Genomic DNA, 23,752 nt, shown 5'->3' with positions numbered 1-23,752 from the left:
GCACCCCCAGCCTCCACGGTCGCCCGCATGCCCTGCCTCCCCCGGCCTGCTGCCTGCTGGACCGCGGGAGCACGCAACTCACCCGAAGGAGCACATGCACATGCCGGCTGATGCCGCAGGCGACTACGACGTCGTCATTCTCGGTGGAGGGTCCGGCGGCTACGCCTGTGCCCTGCGGTCGGCGGAGCTCGGGCTCTCGGTCGCGCTCGTCGAGAAGGGCCGGCTGGGCGGCACGTGCCTGCACCAGGGCTGCATCCCGACCAAGGCGCTGCTCCACGCTGCGGAGGTCGCCGACGTCGCCCGCGACGGAGCCTCTTTCGGCGTCAAGACCACCTTCGAGTCGGTCGACATGTCGGGTGTCAACGCCTACAAGGACGGCGTCATCGGCCGCCTCTACAAGGGCCTGCAGGGTCTGGTGAAGGCCGCGAAGATCGACTACGTCGAGGGCACCGGCGCCCTGGACGGCCCCCACACCGTCGTCGTCGGCGAGCGCCGTCTCACCGGCCGCAACGTCGTGCTCGCCACGGGCAGCTACGCCAAGTCGCTGCCCGGGCTCGAGATCGGCGGCCGCATCATGACGAGCGAGCAGGCCCTGTCGATCGACCACGTCCCGGCGCGCGTCGTCGTGCTCGGCGGCGGCGTCATCGGTGTCGAGTTCGCCTCTGTCTTCAAGAGCTTCGGCTCGGAGGTCACCATCGTCGAGGCGCTCCCGCGGCTGGTGGCGGCCGAGGACGAGGCCATCAGCAAGCAGCTCGAGCGCTCGTTCCGCAAGCGCAAGATCACCTTCAAGACCGGCGCGCGCTTCGCGGGGGCGACGCAGCAGGGCGAGGTCGTCACCGTCGCGCTGGAGTCGGGCGAGACCATCGAAGCCGACCTGCTGCTCGTGGCCGTCGGCCGCGGGCCGGTCACCGAGGGCCTGGGCTTCGAGGCGGCGGGCGTCACCGTCGACCGCGGCTTCGTGCCCACCGACGAGCGCCTGCGCACCGGCGTGCCGGGCGTCTACGCCGTCGGCGACATCGTGCCCGGCCTGCAGCTGGCGCACCGCGGCTTCGCCCAGGGCATCTTCGTCGCCGAGGAGATCGCCGGCCTGGCGCCGGCGCCCATCCAGGAGAGCGGGATCCCGCGCGTCACCTACTGCGACCCCGAGATCGCGAGCGTCGGGCTCACCGAGGCGCAGGCCCGCGAGACCTACGGCGACGTCGCAACCTACGAGTACAACCTCGGCGGCAACGGCAAGTCCCAGATCCTCGGCACGCAGGGCTTCGTCAAGCTCGTTCGCCAGGTCGACGGACCGGTCGTCGGCGTCCACATGATCGGTGCCCGGATGGGCGAGCAGATCGGCGAGGCGCAGCTCATCGTCAACTGGGAGGCGCACCCCGAGGACGTCTCCGGTCTCATCCACGCACACCCCACGCAGAACGAAGCACTCGGCGAGGCACACTTGGCCTTGGCGGGTAAGCCCCTGCACGCACACGCTTGAGCCAGAAACTGGGAAGAGGAGAAAACACGTCATGTCAGAACGCGTGACCATGCCGGCCCTGGGTGAGTCAGTCACCGAGGGGACCGTCACCCGCTGGCTGAAGAACGTCGGTGACCGCATCGAGGTCGACGAGCCGCTGCTCGAGGTCTCGACCGACAAGGTCGACACGGAGATCCCCTCCCCCGTGGCGGGCACCCTGCAGGAGATCCTGGCTCAGGAGGACGACACCGTCCCCGTCGGCGCCGACCTCGCCGTCATCGGCGACGGCGCCGCTCCCTCGGGCGGCGGCGACGCGCCCGCCGCCGAGCCGGCTCCGGCGCCCCAGGCCGAGGCCGCTCCCGCCCCCGAGGCGCCGAGCGTGGACCAGGAGCCGCAGCCCGCCACGAGCGAGCCCGAGGCCTCCCAGGCCGCGCAGCCGCAGGCCGGTGCGTCGTCGTCCGAGGGTGGCGAGGGCCAGACGGTCACCATGCCGGCACTCGGCGAGTCCGTCACCGAGGGCACCGTCACGCGCTGGCTCAAGGCCGAGGGTGACGAGGTCGCCGTCGACGAGCCGCTCCTCGAGGTCTCGACCGACAAGGTCGACACCGAGATCCCCTCCCCCGTCGCCGGAACGCTGACCAAGATCCTCGTCCAGGAGGACGACACGGTCCCGGTCGGCGCCGACCTCGCCGTCATCGGTGGCGGAGCACCGGCCGCTGCGCCGGAGCAGCCCGCCCAGCAGCCAGCACAGCAGCCAGCACAGCAGCAGGCCGAGCCGGAGCAGGCCGCGCCGCAGCAGACGCCCGAGCCCGCCCGCGCCGAGACGCCCGCCCCTGCCGCGGCTGCCTCCCAGGCGACCGAGGAGACCCGGGTCGAGGCCGCCGGCAAGCCCGCCGACGCCGAGCGCCCGCCGGCCCAGCAGTCCCCGGAGGCTCCTGAGGCCCCCGCCGCAGCACCGGCCTCGGCGTCCTCGCGTGACGACGCCGCCGCCTACGTGACGCCGCTCGTGCGCAAGCTCGCTTCTCAGCACGGCGTCGACCTGGGCTCGATCACCGGCACCGGTGTCGGCGGACGCATCCGCAAGCAGGACGTGCTGGACGCTGCCGAGGCCGCCAAGGCCCCGGCGCCCGCCCAGCAGCCTGCCGCCCCGGCCCCTGCCGCTCCTGCAGCCTCGGCCACGCCCAGCGCCCCGGCTGCAACCGCCGCCGTCTCGCCCAAGCGCGGCACACGGGAGAAGATGAGCCGCCTGCGCAAGGTGATCGCCACCCGCATGGTCGAGTCGCTGCAGGTCTCCGCCCAGCTGACGACGGTCGTCGAGGTCGACCTCACCAAGGTGGCGCGCCTGCGCGCCCGGGTGAAGGACGAGTTCGAGGCGCGCGAGGGCACCAAGCTCAGCTTCCTGCCCTTCCTCGCCCTGGCTGCCACCGAGGCGCTCAAGGCGCACCCGATGGTCAACGCGAGCATCGAGGGCGACGAGGTCGTCTACCACGGCACCGAGAACCTCTCGATCGCCGTCGACACCGAGAAGGGCCTCATCGTCCCGGTCGTCAAGAACGCCGGCGACCTCAACATCGCCGGGCTCGCCCGCGCGATCGCCGACGTGGCGGCCCGCACGCGCAGCAACAAGATCACGCCCGACGACCTCGCCGGTGGCACCTTCACCATCACCAACACCGGCAGCCGCGGCGCGCTGTTCGACACGCCTATCATCAACCAGCCCCAGGTCGGCATCCTCGGCACGGGCGCGATCGTCAAGCGTCCTGTCGTGGTCACCGACGCCGACGGCGGCGAGACCATCGCGATCCGCTCGATGATGTACCTCGCGCTGTCGTACGACCACCGGATCGTCGACGGAGCCGACGCCGCACGGTTCCTCGCGACGATGAAGGCCCGCCTCGAAGAGGGCCAGTTCGAGGCCTGAACCTCGCCGTCGCTGACCGAACGAGGAGAAGCACATGACGAAGCGCGTCGCCATCACCGGCTCGTCCGGCCTGATCGGCGGCGCGCTTCGTCGTCGCCTCACCGACCGCGGCGACGTGGTCGTCCGCGTCGTGCGGCGCCAGCCCTCGGGACCCGGCGAGGTGCAGTGGGATCCCTCCCGCGGCACGCTCGAACCGGGAGCCCTCGAGGGCGTCGACGCCGTGGTGAACCTCGCCGGCGTCGGCATCGGCGACAAGCGCTGGAACGCCGAGCACAAGCGGGAGGTCGAGCGCTCCCGCACCGACGCCACGGGCACCGTCGCGCAGGCGCTGGTCGCTCACCACGAGCGCACCGGCGAGACGGTGCGCCTCGTCAACGCCTCGGCCGTGGGCTACTACGGCGACCGCGGCGACGAGCGCCTCACCGAGACGAGCGCGCCCGGCACGGACTTCCTCGCCGGGGTCGTGGTGCGCTGGGAGGGCGCTGCGCAGTCAGCGGTGGAGGCCGGCATACCCGTCGCGTTCACCCGGACGGGACTCGTGATGGCCCCCGACGGCGGCGCGTTCCAGCAGGTCGTGATGCTCGGCCGCCTCGGCCTCGGAGGCCCGATGGGCTCCGGCCGGGAGTGGTGGCCCTGGATCACGCTCGTCGACGAGGTGCGCGCCATCACGCACCTGATCGACCGCCCCGATCTCGTCGGGGCCTTCAATCTCACCTCCCCCGGGGTGGCGCGCCAGCGGGACATCGCCGCGGCGATCGGCCACGCCCTGTCGCGTCCGGCGCTCGTGCCCGCGCCGCGCTTCGCACTGCGTGCCGTCGTCGGTGAGTTCGCCGACTACATCACCGCGAGCCAGCGCGTCGAGCCGGCAGCCCTGCTCGCCTCAGGGTTCACCTTCGAGCACTCCGACCTCGAGCCTGCCGTCAGGTGGCTGGTGCAGCGCTGATCGAGGCCAGCCGCCAGCCCTGGTCGCCGCGCGCGAGCGTGAAGTCGAGCTCGCGGCCCGTGTCGGCCGGCTCGGCCCTCCTCGTCTGCCCCCCGGTGACGACGACGTATGCCGTCCAGTCGACCCGGGCGCGCAGCACGGCAGCCGTGGGTGAGCCGGACACGAACCGGGCCTCGGCCACCTCCAGCCCGAGGCGCTCCCACCCGGTGTCGGCCTTCACCAGTGCCTCGACGAGCTCGCGGTCACTCGCCAGGCTCGCCGAGCCGGGTGCGTGGACGGCCTCGAGGGCTCGGGCGTCCCGGGCCGTGAGTGCCGATGCCCGACGGTCGCTCAGGGTCTGGAGCAGGTCCTCGGGCCGGCGCGAGGGGCTCACCGGGTCGCGGAGCAGCGCATCCGCCCCAGCGCTCGCCGCGGCTGCTGCGGGGGCGGTCGGGACGCTCTTCGAGGGGGCGACGGCGCCTGCCGGTGCGCCGGTCTCCGCAGCTTTGTCCGCCGTCGGCGACGCAGCAGACGTCACAGGCACGGGCACGGTCGTGACCCCCGCGACGGGGTGCCCGCCCGCCTGGGCGGCGGCGAAGGCCCAGCCGGCGACCCCGAGCAGCGGGACGGCCACCAGCGCCGCGGCGGCGGGGCGCGACCACCGGCTCGACCACCGGCGTGAGGGCAGCCAGGTCGGCCGGGTCAGCCGGCGCCGTCGGCGGTCGACCGGCGCGCTCGCCGACTCGGCGTTCGCGTCGGCGCGCAGGCGGTGCGTCAGGGCCGCGGCCGGGTCCGCGTCGACGACGACCTCCACCGGCTGCGCCGGGGCGGCGTCGTAGAACAGCCGGGCGAGCTCCGCCGCACCGGGACGGCGCTCGGCGTCGGGGTCGATGGCCGCGGCCACCACCGGGCCCAGCTCGGCCCCGACATGGCTGACGACCGTCTCGAGGTCGAGCCGGGTCATCGTGTCGGGCGCCCCGTTGCCGGTGAGGCAGAACCACGCGACTGCGCCCACCGCGTACACGTCGGCGGCTTCACCGGGCTCGGCGCCCAGGCGCACCTCGGGGGCGACGAAGCCGGTGGTGCCGTAGACGGCACCCGGGACGGTTCCGGCGACCCGCGCCGCACCGAGGTCGAGCAGCACGGGTCGCCCGTCGGGAGTCACCATGACGTTGGACGGGGAGATGTCGGCGTGGACGCCGCCCGCCGCGTGCAGGTGGGCGACGGCCTCGCAGACGGGTGTCAGCACGGTGACGACCTCGCCCGCGCGGAGGTGGCCACGGCTGCGCACCATGCCGCCGAGCTGCGCGCCGGTGACCCGGTCGAAGACCAGCGCGTCGCGGCCGTCGGCCAGCGGGACGACCGACCTCAGAGGGACGAGGTGCTCGTGCTGGACCGCCAGCAGCACCTGCTGCTCGACCAGCGCCTCGTCCTCGTCGAACACGTCGCGGGCGTGGTGCGGCACCTTGATCGCCACCGGACGGCCGGTCGGGTCGGTGCCCGACCACACGACGGCAGAGGCACCGGCGCCGAGGACTGCGTCGACGCGGTGTCCGGGGATGCGTGGGGGGTCGGTGTCTCCGGGCTCGTTGCTGCTCACCCGTTCATGCAAGCAGGGCGCCCGCCGCGCGCGGGCCCGTCATCCACAGGGACGGCAGGCCCGGTCAGGGCGTCTGGCCGGGGGTGACCACCTCGACGACCCGTCCGTCGCGGGCGCTGATACGTGCCGCGTCGAGGACGGCGAGGACGTGGACGGCGTCGCGCGGGTCGACCGGCATGGTGGCCTGCGGGTCCGAGGAGGTCAGCGCCGCCGCGACCGCACGGTAGAAGTTGGCCTGGTCGGCGTCGGTGACGACCGGACCGGGCACACGCTCCTCGCCGCGCACGATCCAGCCCACGGCGTTCCCCTGGTTCTCGAACTCGCGGAAGGCGCTGACGTCGTCGAACTGCCGCCCGATGACGTAGGCGCCGCCGGAGCCGCTGACGCGCGCCCGTGGCCCGGGCGCGCCGTTGACCGAGCTGGACATGACGTGGCTGACCACACCGGAGGTGTGCCGGCAGGCGAGGAAGGTGTCGTCCTCGGCGACGGTGGTGCGGGCGTCGACCTCGGCGTAGACGGACTCCACCTCGCCGTGCAGCAGGACCGCCTGGTCGACGAGGTGTGTCTGGAGGTCCAGCAGCAGGCCGCCTCCCTGCTCGGCGGGCACCTGCTCCCGCCAGCGCTGCTTCGGCACGGGCCGCCAACGGTCCCAGCGGTATTCGGCGCGCCAGATGTCACCGATAAGCGCGTCGTCGCGGACGGTGCGCAGGGCCGCGAGCTCGGGATCGAAGCGGCGGTTGTTGAAGACCGTCAGCGGCACCCCGTGGTGGACCGCGAGGTCGACGACGTCGAGTGCCTGGCTGGCCTCGACCGCGAGCGGCTTGTCGACGACGAGCGGCCGGCCTGCCTCGATGACACGCTCGGCCTGCTCCGCGTGGACGCCGCTCGGAGAAGCGAGCACCACCAGGTCGAGGCCCTCCACTCCCAGCAGCGTCTCCAGGTCCGGGACCACCTCGGCGTGGGGCAGGTCGGCTCGCACCTCGTCGGCCCGCGTCGCGTTCGACGTCGACACCGCGGCGACGGTCAGGCCAGCGCGCTCGATGAGCGGCGCGTGGATGCCGCGGCCGGCCGAGCCGTAGCCGACGAGTCCGACACGCAGTCCGGCTCCGGCACTGGGGCGAGGGGCTGGGGGCGGCTCTGTGGCAGGCATTCCGGCATCGTATGCCGCCCGGCGTAGGCTGCTCGCATGCGCTTCGTCCACCTCGGCCTCGACCCCGACTTCGTCGACTACGAGCGGGCCTGGCAGATCCAGCGCGAGACCCACGCGAAGGTCGTGGCCGGCGAGGAGCCCGACACCGTCTACCTCCTCGAGCACCGGGCCGTGTACACGGCCGGCAAGCGCACCGAGCCGCAGGAGCGTCCCAAGGACGGCACGCCGGTCATCGACGTCGACCGGGGCGGCAAGATCACCTGGCACGGTCCGGGCCAGATCACCGGCTACCCCATCGTCCGGCTCCCCGCCCCCATCGACGTCGTCGGCTACGTCCGGCACATCGAGGAGATGATGATCCGCGTGTGCGCCGACTTCGGCGTCGAGGCCGGCCGGGTCGAGGGCGAGAGCGGCACGTGGATCGCCGAGGACGACCGCGGCCCGCGCCGCAAGATCGGCGCCATCGGCATCCGCGTGAGCCGCCAGGTCGCGATGCACGGCTTCGCCTTCAACTGCAATCCCGACCTGTCGTGGGGCGACGTGATCATCCCGTGCGGCATCGTGGGCGCGGGTGTGACGTCGCTGTCCTTCGAGCTCGGCCGGGACGTGCCCGTCACCGAGGTCCTCCCCCACGTCGAGAAGCACCTCGCCGACATCCTCCCGACGCTGCGGCCCAACCAGCGTGTCCTGACCTGACCGTCGGCTCTCGCCCCTAGGGTGTGCTCACAGCCGACTCTCAGGGGGAGAAGCCGATGGACGTCGCCGTCCGCACCGTCAACCTGCGCAAGACGTATCTGAGCCGGGGGTCGCGGCGCGTCGCCGTCACCGGCCTGTCGATGTCGGTGCCCCTGGGCGGGGTCCACGGGTTCCTCGGGCCCAACGGCAGCGGCAAGACCACGACGATCCGCATGCTGCTGGGCCTCGTCCGCGCCGACTCCGGCACCGCCGAGGTCTTCGGCGAGCGAGTGCCAGGCCGGCTGCCCCAGGTCATCGACCGGGTCGGTGCCATCGTCGAGTCGCCGAAGTTCTTCCCGCGCTTCACCGCCCGGCAGAACCTCGGCCTGCTCGCCGGCGCCATCGGCACCCCGCGTCACCGCATCGACGAGGTCCTCGAGGCCACGCACCTCGCCGACCGCGGGCACGACCGGTATGCCGGCTTCTCCCTCGGCATGAAGCAGCGCCTCGCGATCGCCGCCACCCTGCTCAAGGACCCCGACCTGCTCATCTTCGACGAGCCCACCAACGGGCTCGACCCCGCGGGCATCCGCGAGGTGCGCGACACGATGCGCAGCCTCGGCGCCCAGGGCAAGACGCTCCTCGTCAGCTCGCACATCCTGGCGGAGGTCGAGCAGGTCGCCGACACCGTGTCGATCATCGGGCACGGCAGGCTGCTCGCGGAGGGCCGCGTCGCCGACATCCTCGGCGGTGCGGGTGTCGCGCAGGTTCGCGTCGGCGTGGCCTCCCCTGACCGCGCCGCGCAGGTGCTCGAAGCCGACGGCTTCGCGGTCACCCGCGATGGCGACCACCTCGTCGTCGGCGCCGGCGACCCCTCGACCGTGACCCGCTCGCTGGCCGGGCACGGGCTCTACGTCGCCGAACTCGTCCCGGTGCGGCCCGACCTCGAGTCCGCGTTCCTGGCCCTGACGGCCGAGGAGGGCCTGGGCAGTGACGCCGACCGCGCCGCGGGCAGCGTGCAAGGAGGTGCGGCATGAGCGAGACGCTGCTCACACCCGACTCGCGACCCCGCGTCGACGTGCGACCGCAGGGGACCTCGTTCGCCGGTCTCGTGGGCGTTGAGCTGCGCCGGCTCTGGTGGCGCCGGCTCACCAAGGTGGCCGTCGTCGCCGTCGTGCTCTTCATCGGGGCCACCGTCTACAACGCCTACAACGAGAGCTCGCCCGAGCGGATCGCCCGACAGCTCGACAACTACCGGTCGATGCAGCAGGAAGCGCCGCGGATGCTGGAGCAGTGCCGCACCGCGCAGGCGGAGGAGCGCGACCGCAGCGGCGACCAGTCCGTCGACTTCGGTTGTGACCAGCAGCGCCCGCCGACGCTCGAGGACATGGGGCTCGTCCTCCCGGACGCCGACACGATCACCGGGGGGATCGCGAAGTCGGGGGCCCTGCTACTGGCCTTCGTCGCCCTCCTGCTCGGCGCGAGCTTTGTAGGAGCCGAGTTCGCGACCGGCTCGATGGGCACCTGGCTCACCTTCCAGCCGCGGCGCCTGCGGGTTGCCGCCAGCAAGCTGGCTGCCGTCGCGATCGGCTCCGCCGCGATCGCAGCGCTCGCCCTCGTCCTGGCCAACCTCGGAGCCCGGATGGTGTCGGTCGTCAACCGACCCGGCGCCGACGTGAAGCTGCCGAGCCCGCCGGCGCCCGACGAGCCGCTGGCGCTGCTCGGACTGCGGGTCGTCGCACTCGTCGTCGGTGCGGGCCTCGGGGGCGCCGCCCTCGGTCTGCTGCTGCGCCACACCGCCGCCATCATCGGCTTCGTGCTCGGCTACGGCGTCGTCGTCGAGGGCTTCGCCGTCAACGGCCTGCTCCAGGGGCGCCTGCAGCCCTGGTCGGTGATGAAGAACATCGAGGCGTTCGTCTCGAAGGGCGCGACGTACTACGCCGAGACCTGCACGGCCTCCCGGTGCGACTACCAGGAGCACGTCCTCACCTACACCCACGGCTGGGTCTTCCTGCTCTGCGCCCTCGTGCTCGTGCTCGTCGTCGGGCTGGTCGCCTTCCGCCGGCGCGACGTCGGCTGACCCGGTCACCCGGCGACACGGCATACGACCCTTTTCGTATGCCGTGTCGCCGACCTCGGGAGCGCACCCGGGCTGTCCAGGGTTGTCGGCAGGTGGGCGTAACCTGTGCGGAGCAGCCAAACCCACCTAGGAGCCCGTGTGTCTGTCGTTCCCGACGGCCGTCGTCTGCTGCGCGTCGAGGCGCGCAACGCCGAGACCCCCATCGAGCGCAAGCCGTCCTGGATCCGGACGACCGCCAAGATGGGCCCGGAGTACACCGCCCTGCACTCGATGGTCAAGAGCGAGGGCCTGCACACGGTGTGCCAGGAGGCCGGCTGTCCCAATATCTTCGAGTGCTGGGAGGACAAGGAGGCGACCTTCCTCATCGGGGGTGACGTCTGCACCCGGCGCTGCGACTTCTGCGACATCGCCACGGGCCGTCCCACCGCGCTCGACCTCGACGAGCCGCGGCGCGTCGCCGAGTCGGTGCGCCAGATGGGCCTGCGCTACTCGACCGTCACCGGCGTCGCCCGCGACGACCAGCCCGACGGCGCGGCGGGCCTCTACGCCGAGACGATCCGCCAGATCCACCTGCTCAACCCCAACACCGGCGTCGAGATCCTGCCGCCCGACTTCGGGGCCAAGCCCGAGCTCGTCGGCCAGGTCTTCGACGCCCGGCCCGAGGTCTTCGCGCACAACCTCGAGACGGTGCCGCGCATCTTCAAGCGCATCCGCCCGGCCTTCACCTACGACAAGTCGCTCCAGGTCCTGACGATGGCGCGCGAGGCGCAGCTCGTCACCAAGAGCAACCTCATCCTCGGCATGGGCGAGACCGACGTCGAGATCGAGGAGGCCATCCGCGACCTGCACGACGCCGGCTGCGACATCCTCACGATCACCCAGTACCTCCGCCCCTCCAAGCTGCACCACCCGATCGACCGCTGGGTCAAGCCGGAGGAGTTCGTGCACTGGTCCGAGGTGGCCGAGCAGATGGGCTTCAAGGGCGTCATGGCGGGCCCGCTGGTGCGCTCGTCGTACCGCGCCGGGCGCCTGTGGGCGACCGCGATGCGCAAGTGGGGCCGCGAGATCCCCGAGCACCTCTCGCACCTCGCCGAGGCCGCCGGCTCCCCCGCCCGCCAGGAGGCGGCGTCGTTGGTGGCGCGCTCCCAGACCGCCGTATCCTGAGCACCATGGCACGCAACAACAAGGACGGCGACGCGAGCTCGCCGGAGAAGAAGCAGGGACGGCTCTCCCAGATCCGTGACGTCTACCGGATCTCCAAGCAGGCTGACCCGGCCATCGGCTGGTTCATGCTGCTGGCGTTCCTCGTGGTCTTCGGGGTGCTCCTCATCGTCGGCTTCGTCGTCAAGCTGCCGTGGATCTTCGGCATCTTCGGCGTGCTCTTCGGCATCCTCGCCGCCACGATCATCATGAGCCGCCGGGCCGAGCGTGCCGCCTACAGCCAGATCGAGGGCCAGGCCGGCGCCGCAGGTGCGGCGCTCACCTCGATCCGCCGCGGCTGGTACACCGACCGCGAGCCGGTCGCCGCCGACGTCGCCCGTCCGGGCGACATCAACTCCGCCGCCATGGTCTACCGCGCGCTCGGCCGGCCCGGTGTCGTGCTCGTCGGTGAGGGCCCGACCGGTCGCGTGCAGAAGCTGCTGGCCGCCGAGAAGAAGCGCGTCGAGCGCGTCGCCCCGGGCGTCCCGGTGACGACGCTCCGCGTCGGATCCGGTGACAACGAGGTGCCCCTGCCCAAGCTCGCGAGCAAGGTGCAGCGGCTCAAGCCCCAGATCACCAAGGACGAGATGGCGATGGTCAACAAGCGCCTCAAGGCCCTCGGCGGGATGCGCGCACCGCTGCCCCCGGGCGTCGACCCGACCCGCGCCCGCATGGACCGCAGGGCCCTGCGCGGCAAGTGACCTGACATGTGCGGAAGGGCCGGCTCCCCGAGGAGCCGGCCCTTCCGCATACGTGCTCTGTCAGCGCAGGCGCACGATGACGGTGCCGGGCACCTTGTCGTGCAGGCCTCGCCCGTCACGGTCCCAGATCACGGCCGGGATGAAGACGCAAAGCAGGATCGTGCGCGTGATCGCCTGCACCGGCAGGACGCGCCCGATGCCGCCGAGCGAGCGCACCTGTAGGCCCATGATGCGGTGCCCGATCGTGAAGCCCACCGTGCCGACGAGCAGCAGGTGCATCACGGCGAACACGCCCAGCACGACGAAGCTCTGCGAGCCCGAGGCAGGCGGCTGCGAGAAGGGCAGCGGCACCCCGAACAGTCCCCGGGCGATCACCGAGGCGATGGCCCAGTCGATGAGCACCCCGACCAGACGGATGCCGAAACCGGCGATCGAGCCCGGGCCCATCCGCGGTAGGCCGAGGTCCTTGCCTCGGTAGTCCTCGTCAGGGGTCGTGCGTGCTCGCGGGCCCTGCAGCCACGAGCCCATGTCCTTGCGGTCCACCACGGGTCCAGCGTACGGCTCGGCGGCGCACCGCCCCTCACCCGGCCCGGAGCCGCCGTAACACCGGCGAAACATCGGGGTCATGGCCGAGAAATCGGCACTCGGTAAGGTCGAGACCGACAGCACGGGGCCGTCCTCCATGCCCGCCGCTCCCCCGCGGCCGGATCCAGAGGTGCGACCTCGCCCCATTTCAGGAGGTTGGATGTTCAGCTCAGCCGATGAGGTCCTCGCGTTCATCAAGGACGAGGACGTCAAGTTCGTCGACATTCGGTTCTGCGATCTGCCCGGTGTCATGCAGCACTTCAACGTGCCGGCTGAGTCGGTCGACGAGGACTTCTTCACCGTGGGCCAGATGTTCGACGGGTCCTCGATCCGCGGCTTCCAGGCGATCCACGAGTCGGACATGAAGCTCGTGCCGGACCCCGCGACCGCGTTCGTCGACCCGTACCGCGCCGAGAAGACGCTGGTCATGAACTTCTCGATCCTCGACCCCTTCACGGACGAGCGCTACAGCCGCGACCCCCGCAACATCGCGAGCAAGGCCGAGGAGTACCTCAAGTCCACCGGCATCGCCGACACCGCCTACTTCGGCGCCGAGGCCGAGTTCTACGTCTTCGACGACGTGCGCTTCGAGACGAAGCAGAACGCCGGCTACTACTTCATCGACTCCGTCGAGGCCGCGTGGAACACCGGTCGCGAGGAGGAGGGTGGCAACAAGGGCTACAAGACCCGCTACAAGGGCGGCTACTTCCCCGTCTCCCCCGTCGACCACTTCGCGGACTTCCGCGACAAGATCTGCCTCGAGCTCAAGGAGGTCGGTCTCAACGTCGAGCGCAGCCACCACGAGGTCGGCACCGCGGGCCAGATGGAGATCAACTACCGCTTCAACACGCTGCTGCACTCCGGCGACGACCTGATGAAGTTCAAGTACGTCGTCAAGAACTCCGCCTGGCGCCAGGGGCACACCGCGACGTTCATGCCCAAGCCCCTCTTCGGTGACAACGGCTCGGGCATGCACACGCACCAGTCGCTGTGGAAGGACGGCGAGCCGCTCTTCTACGACGAGCGCGGCTACGGCGGCCTGTCCGACATCGCGCGCTGGTACATCGGCGGCCTGCTCAAGCACGCCCCCTCGCTGCTGGCGTTCACGAACCCGACGGTGAACTCCTACCACCGCCTGGTCCCGGGCTACGAGGCTCCGGTCAACCTGGTCTACTCAGCCCGCAACCGCTCGGCCTGCGTGCGCATCCCGATCACGGGCACCTCGCCCAAGGCCAAGCGCATCGAGTTCCGCGTGCCGGACCCGTCGGCCAACCCGTACCTGTGCTTCGCCGCGCAGCTGATGGCCGGCCTCGACGGCATCAGGAACCGCATCGAGCCGCCGGAGCCCGTGGACAAGGACCTCTACGAGCTGCCGCCCGAGGAGCACGCCGCGATCCAGCAGGTGCCCGGCTCACTGCCGGCCGTGCTCGACGCGCTCGAGGCCGACCACGAGTACCTCCTCGAGGGCGACGTGTTCACCGAGGATCTCATCGAGGCGTGGATCGACTACAAGCGCAAGAACGAGGTGGACCCGATCCGCTTCCGCCCGCACCCGCACGAGTTCGAGATGTACTTCGACATCTGACGGAGCGAAGCGGTGTCAGATGTCGAACGAAGGGTTCAGTGACATCTGACGCAGCGAAGCCGAGTCGATGCGACGCCCACGTTGGGACCCACGGTCCCGGCGTGGGCGTCGCGCTGTCTCGACTGCGTTGACCGGCACTGGTTCCTGCTGCCCGCAGCTTCGCTGGGCAGTGCCAGCGCGGCCTCCCGCGGATCCGCGGGGCACACCCTTCGGCCGATTCGTGGTGGCTAGGGGCGAGGCCACCCGCCTCACCGTCGACCACCAGGACTAGCTGCTACCGCTCCAGGGGGCAGGGGTCAGCACCCAGATGACCTCGGCGCCACGCGAGGCACTCGGGTTCTCCCACGTGTGCGGTTCCGTGCCGCGCAGGGTGAGAGCGTCGCCCGCCGTGAGCCGCTCGCGCCGGTCGGCGAAGACGACGTCGATCGTGCCCTTGATGACGTAGACGATCTCGATCTCGCAGTTGATCGTGTAGAGCTCGGGACCGCCGGTCGCGCCCGGTTCGGCGCTGGTGTGCACAACCTGGACTCGGGGCTGGCCCCTGGGCGTCATGAGCTTCTCGCTGACGCCGGTGCCACCGAGGTTGATGGCCGGTGCCGAGTCGCCCCGGACGAGCTCGACGTCGGGGGCGGTGAAGAGGGAGCCGGGGTTGATGCTGATCACCTCGCAGAGGGTGACCAGCGAGGTGACGCTGAGGGAGGTCTCGTCCCTTTCCACACGGCTGAGGAAGCCCTTGGTCAGGCCGGCCGCCGTCGCCAGCTGCTCGAGGGTGTAGCCGTGTGCCTTGCGGGCGGCACGTAGGCGGGCGCCGAGCCGGGCGCCGTCGGCAGTGGGCGAGATGGGTAGCGGCCGCATCGCGCTCCTCTACAGCTCGGTGGGTGTGATTTGCGAGCCAGACTAGTTGGCTGCTTCGACCTCGACCTGCAGGGCCACGGCACGCACGGGTGCCCCGTCGGCCGACTCGAGCGCGATCGGGAAGCACGAGACCACCGGGTCGGGCCAGTCGATCGCCCCCAGGTTGCGGAAGTTCTCCCCGATCACGCCGCCGGCCTCGGCGATCAAGTGATGCACCGGGAAGCCCTCGCCGGGGTGTTCGTCGTCCGGGGTCTCATCCAGGTTGATCGCGTCGATGCAGATCGTGCGCACCCCGGAGGCCAGGATGCGGCGTGCAGCGTCGGCGTCGAGGTAGGGGTGTTCGAAGTAGGCCGGGGTCCCGTAGTGCGCGGACCAGTCGGTGCGCAGCAGCACGATGGTTCCGGGTCGCAGGAGCGCAGCTACGGGCTCGATGTGCTGGTCCCACGTGATGCGTCCGCGCTCGCCGAGGCCGGTGGCGTCGACGACCACCGCCGGGCCGAAGAAGCGCTCCAGCGGCAGCTCGTCGATGCGTGGCGTGTCCTCGTCGAAGTGGAAGGGCGCGTCGACGTGGGTTCCGGTCTGCGAGCCCATCGCCACCGAGAGCAGGTTGAAGCCGTCACGCTCGATCGTCGAGTGCGGGGTGAGCCGCGGCTCCGGGTCTCCGGGGTAGACGACGGTGCCGGGTCCGACGGTGACCGACAGGTCCACCACGCGAGTGATCCTCATGGGAAACAACTATTGCATCTCATGCAACTTGCTCGCTAGCCTCGGGCGCGTTCACGGCGCAACGATGCGCCTCGGGAGAGGAAGTCCTCATGAGCGACCACCAGCACGATCTGCCGCCCGGCGCGACGTCGGCAGCCGCCCGGCCACGCATCACCGAGGTGGAGCAGCACGGCATCGACACCATTCCGGCCGAGCACCGGCACTCTCGCCCGCTCGACCTGTTCCGGATCCAGTTCGGCGGCGCCAACACGTTCGCCACGATCATCCTCGGCACGTTCCCGGTGCTGCTCGGCCTCTCCCTCTGGCAGGCGGTCGCGGCGACCGTGGTGGGTGTCGTCGTGGGCGCGCTGTTCCTCATGCCCATGGGCCTCTTCGGCCCACTGACCGGCACCAACAACGCCGTGAGCTCCGGTGCCCACTTCGGAGTGCGCGGGCGCATCGTCGGATCGTTCCTGTCCCTGCTGACGGCGATCGCGTTCTACTCCATCTCGGTGTGGGTCAGCGGCGACGCCGTCGTGGGCGCCCTCGTCCGCCTCACCGGCATCTCGGACTCGGACCTGCTGCGCGGCATCGTGTATGCCGTCCTGGGTGCCATCGTCATCGTCGTCGTGATCTACGGCTACGCGTTCATGCTCCTGGTCAACAAGATCGTCGTCTTCGGCAACACCGTGCTGATCCTGCTGGGCGCCTTCGCCTACAGCGGCAAGGTCGACCTCGGCTACGACCCGGGCGCCAAGGCATACGCCCTCGGCTCGTTCTGGCCGACGTTCGTGCTCTCGGCGCTCATCGTCATGGGCAACCCGATCTCGTTCGGCGCCTTCCTCGGCGACTGGTCGCGCTACATCCCCAAGGCGACCTCGGCCGCGCGCCTGCTCGGCGCCACCTTCGCCGCGCAGCTCATGACGCTCGTGCCGTTCCTCTTCGGTGTCGTCACGGCCACGCTCGTCGCCGGCAACGCCGACTACGTCGTCGCCCTCATCAACGCCTCGCCCGCCTGGTATGCCGTCCTGCTCATCGTCGTCGCCTTCCTCGGAGGCCTGTCGACCGGCATCACGTCGCTCTACGGCACCGGGCTGGACTTCTCGTCGGTCTTCCCGCGCCTCTCCCGCGTGCAGGCATCGCTCTTCATCGGCTCGCTGGCCTTCGTCTTCATCCTCGTCGGGCGTCTGGCCTTCGACCTCATCGCGAGCGTCAACGCGTTCATCGGCGCCATCGTCATCTGCACGACGCCGTGGATGGTGATCATGACGATCGGCTACGTCGTGCGGCGCGGCTACTACCGCGAGGGCGACCTGCAGGTCTTCAACCAGGGCCGGCTCGGCGGCGCGTACTGGTTCCACGCCGGCACGAACTGGCGCGGCATGGCGGCCTGGATTCCCGCAGCCGTCCTGGGCCTGCTCTTCGCGAACTACCCGCCGCTGATCCAGGGGCCGTTCCGCGATGTCGCCGGCGGCGTCGACCTCAGCCTCGTCGTTGCCATCGGCGTGGCGGCTGTCGCCTACGTCGTCCTCCTCTACGTCTTCCCGGAGCCTCGGTACGTGTTCGGGCCGGACGGGCCGCGCGGCGTCCCGGCCGCGGACGGCCCGATGCCCGAGGTGACCGACGACCACCGGGCATCCGAGCACCGCGCCCGCAAGCGTGCGGCGGCGGCGCAGTCATGACCAACGAAGGAGAGAGAGCTGTGAACAGCGAACCGAACGGACTGCCCCGCGTCACCACCGGCGGTCGCGTCGGACAGGTCGACGCGACCCTCGTGCCGCGCTACGCCGGACCGCCGACGTTCGCCCGGCTGCCTCGGATCGACGAGGTGTCCGACATCGACGTGGCCGTGGTGGGGGTGCCCTTCGACACGGGTGTCTCCTACCGCCCCGGCGCGCGGTTCGGCCCGGCACACGTGCGCGAGTCGTCGCGGCTGCTGCGGCCCTACAACCCGGCCGCCGACGTCGAGCCCTTCGCCACCCAGCAGGTCGTCGACGCCGGTGACCTCGCCGTCAACCCCTTCGACATCGAGACCGCGATCACCGAGATCGAGACCGGCGCCCGGGCGCTGCTCGAGCGCGCCGCTCGCCTCGTCACCATCGGCGGTGACCACACGATCGCGCTGCCCCTGTTGCGCGCGATGGCGGCCAAGCACGGCCCGCTGGCCGTCGTCCACTTCGATGCCCACCTCGACACCTGGGACACCTACTCCGGTGCGCGCTACACGCACGGCACCCCGTTCCGCCGCGCCTCGGAGGAGGGGCTGGTCGACCGCAGTGGCTGCCTGCACGTGGGCACCCGAGGCCCGCTCTACGCCCGGCAGGACCTCGTCGACGACCGCGACCTCGGCTTCCAGATCGTGCCCAGCGTGGAGATCGACGACCTCGGCGCCCGTGGCGTCCTCGAACGCATCAGGGCCCGGGTGGGTGACCGCCCCGTCTACCTGTCCGTCGACATCGACGTCCTCGACCCGGCCTTCGCGCCCGGCACGGGCACGCCGGAGGCGGGAGGCATGACCAGCCGTGAGCTGCTCGCCGTCCTCCGCGGCTTCGCAGACCTCAACCTGGTGGGAGCAGACCTGGTCGAGGTCGCACCCGTCTACGACCACGCCGAGGTCACGGGCATCGCAGCCTCGCACATCGCGTACGAGATGCTGTCGGCGATGAGCCCGCCCAGCGACACCGAGCCGGCGGTCCGCTCGTGAGCGGGGAGGACGACGTGCTCGCGGCGGCGCGTGCGCTCGTGGCGGCCTTCGGACGTCACGACACGGACGCGTACTTCGACGCATTCGCTCCCGAGGCTACGTTCCTCTTCTACACCCACGACACGCCGCTGCGCTCGCGCCAGGCGTACCGCGAGGTGTGGAGCTCCTGGGAGAACGAGGGCTTCCGAGTCCTCGCCTGCGAATCTGACGACCAGCACGTACAGGCCCTCGGGGACGACGTGGCCGTGTTCACCCACAGGGTCGAGACCACCGTTCGCTCGGGGGCAGTGGAGGAGCGGCTCGACGAGCGCGAGACGATCGTCTTTCAGCGCGGATCCGATGGCCGGTGGGTCGCCGTGCACGAGCACCTCTCCCCCAGCCCGACAACCTGACATCCCAGGAGTCCCAGATGAGCGAGTACGCAGTCGTCAACCCCGCCACCGGCGAGCGGCTCAAGGAGTACCCGACCCACACGGACAGTGAAGTCGCCGACGCGGTCGCTCGGGCCCACACGACGTACCGCGAATGGGCCCGGAACGCGAGCACTGCTGACCGCGCCGCGCTCGTCAAGCGCGTGGCGCAGCTGCACACGGAGCGGCGCGAGATGCTGGCCGACATCATCGTGCGCGAGATGGGCAAGCCGCTCGCGGACGCACTCGGCGAGGTCGACTTCAGCGCGGCCATCTACGACTACTACGCCGAGAACGCCGAGCGCTTCCTCGCCGACGAGCCGGTCGAGGTGCTGGAGGGCGAGGGCACCGCTGTGATCCAACGGCGGCCCGTCGGCGTTCTGCTCGGGATCATGCCGTGGAACTTCCCCTTCTACCAGGTGGCCCGCTTCGCCGGTCCCAACCTCACGGCCGGCAACACGATCGTGCTGAAGCACGCGCCGCAGTGCCCGGAGTCCGCCGCGGCCCAGGAGCAGATCTTCCTCGACGCGGGATTCCCCTCCGGTGCCTACGTCAACATCTACGCGACCAACGCGCAGGTGGCGGACATCATCGCCGACCCGCGCGTGCAAGGCGTCTCCCTCACCGGGTCGGAGCGGGCGGGAGCCGCCGTGGCCGAGATCGCGGGTCGGCACCTCAAGAAGGTGGTGCTGGAGCTCGGCGGCTCCGACCCCTTCATCGTCCTCAGCACCGACGACCTCGACGCCACCGTCGACGCAGCCGTGGCCGCACGCCTAGACAACACCGGGCAGGCCTGCAACGCCGGCAAGCGCTTCATCGTCGACCGCCGGCTGCACGACGACTTCGTGTCGCGCTTCACGGAGCGGATCCTGCAGACGCCCCCGGCACCGTTGTCGTCCGTGGCGGCGGCCGAGCGTCTCGAACGCCAAGTGGCACAGGCCGTCTCCGACGGAGCCACCCTCGCATCAGCCGGCGAGCGACGCGGGGCGTGGTACCCGCCCGGCGTCCTCACCGGCGTACGGCCCGACCAGGAGACCTACCGCGAAGAGCTCTTCGGCCCGGTCGCGATGGTCTTCGAGGCCGCCGACGAGGACGATGCCGTGCGCATCGCCAACGACACCCCCTACGGCCTCGGCTCGTACGTCTTCACCACCGACCCTGAGCAGGCCCGCCGGGTCGCAGACCAGATCGAGGCCGGCATGGTCTTCGTCAACGGCGTCGGCGCCGAAGGCGTCGAGCTGCCCTTCGGCGGCGTCAAGCGCTCCGGCTTCGGACGGGAACTGGGCCGCTTCGGGATCGAGGAGTTCGTCAACCGGAAGCTGGTGCGGACAGTGCGCTGAGCCGCGCACCACGGCTGTTCTGCGGCCCGTTCGGACTTGGCGGCGGCGGGCCTCGCGCACTTCTTTATTCAGCACTTGGCTCTGGTTCTCGGAAGGTCGACCGCGGAGGTCGATCTGTCGGCACGGACGATGTGCGCATGCCCTTCTCCGGTCAGGCACACACCCACTGCAGCCAGCTTGCCGTCTTGGGCTTTGGCGCTTGAAAACACCACCGCACCTGTGGGCGGGTCGAAGGTGATGGTGGCGCCGTGCAGGCAGTTCGGCGTCAATTTGATGAAGACGGCGGATCCAGCAGTGGGGACGCCCGCGACGTGAGTCTCGACGCTGGCATCTGTCAGGACTGCACCTGCTGGAGTGTCGGAGATGACTTGCCCGCACACCTCGAGCGGAGGAGCGGCGCTCGAGATCCTCGGCCCGCCGCATGCCGCGAGGGCGCAGCCCGTTGTCATCAGCACCAGCCCCAGAAACCGTGTCTTCATCCTCCAACCCCAGTGCTGTCGGGTGCTCCGGCAATGGTCGCACGTCGCTCGGCCACGGCACGGATCGAACCGTTGTCAGGGCAGACCGAGGAGGCTGCCCTACACCTGCCGACACACCAAAACGTGCGCAACGTTGCGCCGATGGCGCAGCGGATTCTCAGCAGTTCCGAGGATGAACTCATCCCAGACTGCTCCATCGCAGACTGGCTCCTCCTGCGCCGGCCCACCGGCGGCTCTGGAGCCACCGTTCACGTCAGCGGACGAGAGCCCTCTGCTGTCCGAGGGTCATCGCTCGAAACGGCCTTCGGGGAAGACGCAGCACGCGAGGGGCAGAACCAGTCCGATGAGCGCGACGATCACCCACTGCTGGAATGTGGCTTGCGCCTCGACTGCGAGCGGGCCCGTGGTCGGCGGGCTCTGCTGAGCACCGACTAACGCGGTCGAGCGCCAGTTGTTGTGCCAGTTGATCGCGGCGATGATCGAGCCGACGGATACGAGGAGCGAGATCCCACTCAACCCGCGAAGAAGTTGCCTCGTGTGGTAGCCCATGGGGCTCACGGTAGCGGTCGCGCGGCAATTTCACGCCGGACGCGGTAATGCCGTCGCCGCGGCAACAAAAAAGGGCGCGCTCCTTTCCTTGCCCTGAGTGCTCCAGAAATCGCGAAAGGGCGGCGACGATGCGTTCGGACGATCCGCGATGCCCATCGCGGTGGACGGATCGGCATTCGCTTTCCCAGCTCGTCTCACGGGATGGATCAAAAGATCTCCCGCACGCCGGATGCGTTTCGGGATGCGGCTCTTCGATCGCCTCACGGTTGAGGAGTTCGAAATGCTCCATCACCAACAGGCCGAGCCCCTCGACACCGACTCGGAGCTGGATGTGTCCGGCATGAGGCTGGAAGCTCAAGTGGACGCCGTACGTCTTCAGTGGCGGAGCCGCTCTCAAGGCTCCCGAGTGCGTTGACTGCGGCCCGCAGCGTTCACTCCCGGGTGGGTGTTATCGCAGGATGGGGGGCTCGTGTCGCCGTCCCGGATCAGTGCGGCCGCAGTGGCCTGCGGTACGGTTCACGCGCCGCCTGCAGGGGGCGGTGGCTCACAGGGGAGCACAGATGGTCGACGCGAAGGAAGCGGTTGTTGCCGCGCCGGTAGTGGGGCTGCACGGGGTGACGGTGCGCTACGGCCGCGCGACCGCCCTCGAGGAGGTGTCGGTCTCGTTCGGGCCCGGCGTCACCGGTCTGCTGGGCCACAACGGCGCCGGGAAGTCCACGCTCATGGGGGTGCTGACCGGAATGGTCCGGCCCACCCTGGGAGACGTCCGCCTGTCGGGGGCGCCGGTGACCACGCGCAGCTCCCGGATGCAGCTGCGGCAGGCGCTGGGTGTGCTGCCGCAGAGGTTCGAGGCGTTCCCCGCCTTCCGCGTGCGCGACTTCATCGGGTATGCCGCGTGGCTGCGGCGGCTGCCGGCCGCCGAGACCTCCGCCGCGATCGACCGGGCCCTGTTCCTGGTGGGCCTCACGGCGCTGGCCGACCGGCGCATCAAGGACCTCTCCGGAGGGATGCTGCAACGGGTCGGGATCGCGTGTGCCGTCGTGCACCAGCCACGCGTACTCGTCCTGGACGAGCCCTCGAACGGGTTGGACATCGAGCAACGTGCGGCCTTCCGCGACATCGTGCGCTCCCTCGATCCGACCACCACCACGATCATTAGCTCCCACCTCGCCGAGGACGTCGCCGCCGTCTGCCAGCGTGTCGTGGTGCTGCAGCAGGGCCGGGTCGTGGCCGAGGACACACTCGCCGGACTCATCGCGGGAACGCGCCCGCCAGAGGGACCGGGTGAGCACTCCGATGGTGTCGGCCCGCCCACGGTGGACGGTCCGAGTCTCGAGCAGGCCTACCTGCGGGTGCTGGCGGCGAACGGGAGATGAGCACGCACACCCGCACCCCGGCACAGCCCGCTACGCCAGCTGTGCACCACCGCCCGCGGCACTGGCTGCTGCCCGAGCTGCGCACCACGCCGGCCCGGTGGCCGGCGCTGGCGCTCGCCCTCGCCGGCTCCGTCTCCGCGCTGACCGGATCGCCCCACTGGGTGGGACGCTGGAACGACACGACGCTCTTCGCCCACATCTACGGCTCCATCGTCATCGGCATCATCAGCGGCATCGTCGCGGCCCTGATCGTGGGCCGGTCCGCGGCACGGGGCGTCGCGACGCTCGAGCGGACGGGTCTGCGCACCGGCCTGGCGGTGGTGACCCGGGCCGTCCTGCCGGTGTGGCTGCTCGCGGCCGCGGCGTTCCTCCTCGTCCTGGCGGTCGCCGCCGTCCGCACGGCAACGACCGCCGGCAGTGGTTCCCCGGCGTGGGGCGTGGTCGTCCTCACTCTGGCCCTGCTGGCGTTGCAGGTGGCCGTCGGCGCGTTCCTCGGGGCGTGGCTGCCGCGGTGGGTCGCGGTCGTCGGCACCGGGGTCCTGCTCTACGGGGCGCTCGTGCCGGTGTACCTCCCCGATGCCGAACGCACCTGGGGACGCCTGTACCCGGTGATCCAGCAACGGTGGGACGACGACGTCGTCCAGCACGCGCCGCGGATGCTCAGTGCTGCCGCCTGGCTCGTGGCAGCCGCGGGGCTGCTGCTGGTGATCGCCGGGTGCCGGCATCGCGCGACCCGTCCCGGCGCCGGAACGCTCGCGACCGCGGCGCTCCTCGCGGGCGTCACCGCCGCCGGCGTCCTCGTGCCCCAGGTCGCGCGCGGCCAGCAGTGGATGTCCACCGCCGCGGCGGTGCGTCCGCTCCACTGTGCCGGCCCCGCTACGACCCGCGTCTGCGGGTACTCCGCCAGCCCCGAGGACCTCGCGACGCTCGCCGCGGCCTTCGCCGACCTGCGCCGGGCCGGGGCCGCGCTCGACTTCCTCCCCGCCGAACTTGTCGAGTACGGCGCAGCGATCGCCCCCGGGGAGCCCGGAGCTCCCGCCGAATCATGGGACACCAGCCGCCACCGCACCGCCGCCTGGAGCCCCGTCCCCTCCGGGATGATCGACCGCTCCCGCGCGGTGGAGCTCGTCACCGCCGCCGCCGTGCCCACTCTCGACGAGGACTGCGCCCGCAGCGACCTGGCCGCTCGCACCGACCTCGACGCCAGCCGGGACGTCGCCGCAACGCTCACCGACCGGATCACCTCGACCGTCTCCATGCCCCTCGACGCGCCGGCTCACGACCAGCTGGTTCAGCTGTCGCCCGACCTGCAGGACTCGTGGATGAACCAGGCCGTGTCGGCCGCAGCCGCCTGCCGGCCCCTCCCACCCGTGCCGGCGCCGTGACCCGCCCCTCGATGCTCTCCGCCCGCCGGCCTCGACCAGGCCTTCTCGCCGGGTCCGGGCTGCGTGGCCCT

General features: G+C 71.0%; 22 protein-coding genes. 15 read left to right on the top strand and 7 right to left on the bottom strand.

Annotated elements, in window-relative coordinates; translation table 11 throughout:
* The first annotated feature begins 100 nt into the window (after nt 1-100).
* From lpdA to AB0316_RS07275, 3 genes are read left to right on the top strand one after another with little or no spacing between them, the layout of a single operon-like run.
* Complete coding sequence (gene lpdA / locus AB0316_RS07285) at nt 101-1,480, top strand: dihydrolipoyl dehydrogenase (protein ID WP_366271806.1); 1,380 nt, start codon at nt 101-103, stop codon at nt 1,478-1,480.
* A 31-nt stretch (nt 1,481-1,511) separates the two neighbouring features.
* The gene (gene sucB / locus AB0316_RS07280; RefSeq protein ID WP_366271804.1) at nt 1,512-3,380 is read left to right on the top strand and encodes a 2-oxoglutarate dehydrogenase, E2 component, dihydrolipoamide succinyltransferase; all 1,869 of its coding nucleotides are present in this window, start codon (nt 1,512-1,514) and stop codon (nt 3,378-3,380) included.
* A gap of 34 nt (nt 3,381-3,414) precedes the next feature.
* On the top strand, nt 3,415-4,323 hold the full coding sequence (locus tag AB0316_RS07275) for a TIGR01777 family oxidoreductase (protein WP_366271802.1): 909 nt from the start codon (nt 3,415-3,417) through the stop codon (nt 4,321-4,323).
* Here the strand turns inward: AB0316_RS07275 and AB0316_RS07270 are convergent.
* Together AB0316_RS07270 and AB0316_RS07265 are read right to left on the bottom strand one after the other, a co-directional pair.
* Nucleotides 4,301-5,902: a serine/threonine-protein kinase gene (locus AB0316_RS07270; protein WP_366271800.1), complete on the bottom strand. Its 1,602-nt coding sequence runs from the start codon at nt 5,900-5,902 to the stop codon at nt 4,301-4,303. The genes AB0316_RS07275 and AB0316_RS07270 overlap by 23 nt on opposite strands.
* 64 nt (nt 5,903-5,966) lie before the next feature.
* Complete coding sequence (locus AB0316_RS07265) at nt 5,967-7,052, bottom strand: Gfo/Idh/MocA family oxidoreductase (protein WP_366271799.1); 1,086 nt, start codon at nt 7,050-7,052, stop codon at nt 5,967-5,969.
* A gap of 36 nt (nt 7,053-7,088) precedes the next feature.
* Here AB0316_RS07265 and lipB point away from each other — a divergent pair, with 36 nt between their 5' ends.
* The 5 genes from lipB to AB0316_RS07240 all read left to right on the top strand — a co-directional run bounded on the left by lipB (nt 7,089) and on the right by AB0316_RS07240 (nt 11,708).
* Nucleotides 7,089-7,748, top strand: a complete 660-nt coding sequence (lipB, locus tag AB0316_RS07260) for a lipoyl(octanoyl) transferase LipB (protein ID WP_366271797.1) — start codon at nt 7,089-7,091, stop codon at nt 7,746-7,748.
* 56 nt (nt 7,749-7,804) lie between these two features.
* Nucleotides 7,805-8,764, top strand: coding sequence for an ATP-binding cassette domain-containing protein (locus AB0316_RS07255; protein ID WP_366271795.1), 960 nt, complete (start codon nt 7,805-7,807; stop codon nt 8,762-8,764).
* Nucleotides 8,761-9,807, top strand: a complete 1,047-nt coding sequence (locus tag AB0316_RS07250) for an ABC transporter permease subunit (protein ID WP_366271794.1) — start codon at nt 8,761-8,763, stop codon at nt 9,805-9,807. Before AB0316_RS07255 ends, AB0316_RS07250 begins: the two co-directional genes overlap by 4 nt.
* A 138-nt stretch (nt 9,808-9,945) precedes the next feature.
* Nucleotides 9,946-10,971 (top strand): lipoyl synthase, encoded by a 1,026-nt coding sequence (lipA, locus tag AB0316_RS07245; protein ID WP_366271792.1) that lies wholly within the window; start codon nt 9,946-9,948, stop codon nt 10,969-10,971.
* 5 nt (nt 10,972-10,976) lie between these two features.
* Nucleotides 10,977-11,708: a DUF4191 domain-containing protein gene (locus AB0316_RS07240; RefSeq protein WP_366271790.1), complete on the top strand. Its 732-nt coding sequence runs from the start codon at nt 10,977-10,979 to the stop codon at nt 11,706-11,708.
* Between the two features lie 60 nt (nt 11,709-11,768).
* Here the strand turns inward: AB0316_RS07240 and AB0316_RS07235 are convergent, their stop codons facing one another.
* Nucleotides 11,769-12,254: an RDD family protein gene (locus AB0316_RS07235; RefSeq protein WP_366271788.1), complete on the bottom strand. Its 486-nt coding sequence runs from the start codon at nt 12,252-12,254 to the stop codon at nt 11,769-11,771.
* A gap of 199 nt (nt 12,255-12,453) precedes the next feature.
* Between AB0316_RS07235 and glnA the strand changes: the two genes are divergently transcribed.
* On the top strand, nt 12,454-13,878 hold the full coding sequence (gene glnA, locus AB0316_RS07230; protein WP_366271787.1) for a type I glutamate--ammonia ligase: 1,425 nt from the start codon (nt 12,454-12,456) through the stop codon (nt 13,876-13,878).
* A 267-nt stretch (nt 13,879-14,145) separates the two neighbouring features.
* On the opposite strand, the gene AB0316_RS07225 is transcribed toward glnA, so the two are convergent.
* Nucleotides 14,146-14,733 carry a helix-turn-helix domain-containing protein gene (locus AB0316_RS07225; protein ID WP_366271785.1) on the bottom strand — a complete coding sequence of 196 codons (588 nt, stop codon included), beginning with the start codon at nt 14,731-14,733 and terminating at the stop codon, nt 14,146-14,148.
* A gap of 42 nt (nt 14,734-14,775) precedes the next feature.
* A complete protein-coding gene (locus tag AB0316_RS07220) occupies nt 14,776-15,459 on the bottom strand; it encodes a cyclase family protein (protein ID WP_366271783.1) in 684 nt (227 codons plus the stop codon).
* A gap of 89 nt (nt 15,460-15,548) precedes the next feature.
* Here AB0316_RS07220 and AB0316_RS07215 point away from each other — a divergent pair, with 89 nt between their 5' ends.
* The 4 genes from AB0316_RS07215 to AB0316_RS07200 are packed head-to-tail and all read left to right on the top strand — an operon-like array spanning nt 15,549 to nt 19,892.
* The gene (locus AB0316_RS07215) at nt 15,549-17,120 is read left to right on the top strand and encodes a cytosine permease (protein WP_366271782.1); all 1,572 of its coding nucleotides are present in this window, start codon (nt 15,549-15,551) and stop codon (nt 17,118-17,120) included.
* 20 nt (nt 17,121-17,140) lie between these two features.
* Nucleotides 17,141-18,142 carry an agmatinase gene (speB, locus tag AB0316_RS07210; RefSeq protein WP_366271780.1) on the top strand — a complete coding sequence of 334 codons (1,002 nt, stop codon included), beginning with the start codon at nt 17,141-17,143 and terminating at the stop codon, nt 18,140-18,142.
* A complete protein-coding gene (locus AB0316_RS07205) occupies nt 18,139-18,534 on the top strand; it encodes an SgcJ/EcaC family oxidoreductase (protein WP_366271778.1) in 396 nt (131 codons plus the stop codon). The genes speB and AB0316_RS07205 overlap by 4 nt, the downstream gene beginning before the upstream one ends.
* A gap of 17 nt (nt 18,535-18,551) precedes the next feature.
* Nucleotides 18,552-19,892 carry an NAD-dependent succinate-semialdehyde dehydrogenase gene (locus AB0316_RS07200; protein WP_366271776.1) on the top strand — a complete coding sequence of 447 codons (1,341 nt, stop codon included), beginning with the start codon at nt 18,552-18,554 and terminating at the stop codon, nt 19,890-19,892.
* Between the two features lie 68 nt (nt 19,893-19,960).
* On the opposite strand, the gene AB0316_RS07195 is transcribed toward AB0316_RS07200, so the two are convergent.
* Nucleotides 19,961-20,371, bottom strand: coding sequence for a hypothetical protein (locus AB0316_RS07195; protein ID WP_366271774.1), 411 nt, complete (start codon nt 20,369-20,371; stop codon nt 19,961-19,963).
* Between the two features lie 285 nt (nt 20,372-20,656).
* The gene (locus AB0316_RS07190; RefSeq protein WP_366271772.1) at nt 20,657-20,920 is read right to left on the bottom strand and encodes a hypothetical protein; all 264 of its coding nucleotides are present in this window, start codon (nt 20,918-20,920) and stop codon (nt 20,657-20,659) included.
* Nucleotides 20,921-21,480: 560 nt separating this feature from the next.
* Here AB0316_RS07190 and AB0316_RS07185 point away from each other — a divergent pair.
* Together AB0316_RS07185 and AB0316_RS07180 are read left to right on the top strand one after the other, a co-directional pair.
* The gene (locus AB0316_RS07185) at nt 21,481-22,296 is read left to right on the top strand and encodes an ATP-binding cassette domain-containing protein (protein WP_366271770.1); all 816 of its coding nucleotides are present in this window, start codon (nt 21,481-21,483) and stop codon (nt 22,294-22,296) included.
* Nucleotides 22,293-23,681 carry a hypothetical protein gene (locus tag AB0316_RS07180; RefSeq protein WP_366271768.1) on the top strand — a complete coding sequence of 463 codons (1,389 nt, stop codon included), beginning with the start codon at nt 22,293-22,295 and terminating at the stop codon, nt 23,679-23,681. Before AB0316_RS07185 ends, AB0316_RS07180 begins: the two co-directional genes overlap by 4 nt.
* The last annotated feature ends 71 nt before the right edge of the window (nt 23,682-23,752 follow it).

The organism is Terrabacter sp. NPDC080008 (assembly GCF_040702505.1).
GTDB lineage: Bacteria > Actinomycetota > Actinomycetes > Actinomycetales > Dermatophilaceae > Terrabacter.
The sequence above is the reverse complement of the archived record's forward strand: the minus strand, read 5'-3'. Positions and strand labels throughout refer to the sequence as shown.

What these genes read in the sequence shown, in the direction of transcription:
- AB0316_RS07255 (WP_366271795.1), top strand. Translation starts at nt 7,805, where the DNA reads ATGGACGTCGCCGTCCGCACCGTCAACCTGCGCAAGACGTATCTGAGC.
- AB0316_RS07250 (WP_366271794.1), top strand. Translation starts at nt 8,761, where the DNA reads ATGAGCGAGACGCTGCTCACACCCGACTCGCGACCCCGCGTCGACGTG.
- AB0316_RS07195 (WP_366271774.1), bottom strand. Translation starts at nt 20,371, where the DNA reads ATGAAGACACGGTTTCTGGGGCTGGTGCTGATGACAACGGGCTGCGCC.
- sucB (WP_366271804.1), top strand. Translation starts at nt 1,512, where the DNA reads ATGTCAGAACGCGTGACCATGCCGGCCCTGGGTGAGTCAGTCACCGAG.
- AB0316_RS07215 (WP_366271782.1), top strand. Translation starts at nt 15,549, where the DNA reads ATGAGCGACCACCAGCACGATCTGCCGCCCGGCGCGACGTCGGCAGCC.
- AB0316_RS07240 (WP_366271790.1), top strand. Translation starts at nt 10,977, where the DNA reads ATGGCACGCAACAACAAGGACGGCGACGCGAGCTCGCCGGAGAAGAAG.
- AB0316_RS07275 (WP_366271802.1), top strand. Translation starts at nt 3,415, where the DNA reads ATGACGAAGCGCGTCGCCATCACCGGCTCGTCCGGCCTGATCGGCGGC.
- AB0316_RS07190 (WP_366271772.1), bottom strand. Translation starts at nt 20,920, where the DNA reads ATGGGCTACCACACGAGGCAACTTCTTCGCGGGTTGAGTGGGATCTCG.
- AB0316_RS07180 (WP_366271768.1), top strand. Translation starts at nt 22,293, where the DNA reads ATGAGCACGCACACCCGCACCCCGGCACAGCCCGCTACGCCAGCTGTG.
- lpdA (WP_366271806.1), top strand. Translation starts at nt 101, where the DNA reads ATGCCGGCTGATGCCGCAGGCGACTACGACGTCGTCATTCTCGGTGGA.
- lipB (WP_366271797.1), top strand. Translation starts at nt 7,089, where the DNA reads ATGCGCTTCGTCCACCTCGGCCTCGACCCCGACTTCGTCGACTACGAG.
- AB0316_RS07200 (WP_366271776.1), top strand. Translation starts at nt 18,552, where the DNA reads ATGAGCGAGTACGCAGTCGTCAACCCCGCCACCGGCGAGCGGCTCAAG.
- glnA (WP_366271787.1), top strand. Translation starts at nt 12,454, where the DNA reads ATGTTCAGCTCAGCCGATGAGGTCCTCGCGTTCATCAAGGACGAGGAC.
- AB0316_RS07225 (WP_366271785.1), bottom strand. Translation starts at nt 14,733, where the DNA reads ATGCGGCCGCTACCCATCTCGCCCACTGCCGACGGCGCCCGGCTCGGC.
- AB0316_RS07185 (WP_366271770.1), top strand. Translation starts at nt 21,481, where the DNA reads ATGGTCGACGCGAAGGAAGCGGTTGTTGCCGCGCCGGTAGTGGGGCTG.
- AB0316_RS07265 (WP_366271799.1), bottom strand. Translation starts at nt 7,052, where the DNA reads ATGCCTGCCACAGAGCCGCCCCCAGCCCCTCGCCCCAGTGCCGGAGCC.
- AB0316_RS07220 (WP_366271783.1), bottom strand. Translation starts at nt 15,459, where the DNA reads ATGAGGATCACTCGCGTGGTGGACCTGTCGGTCACCGTCGGACCCGGC.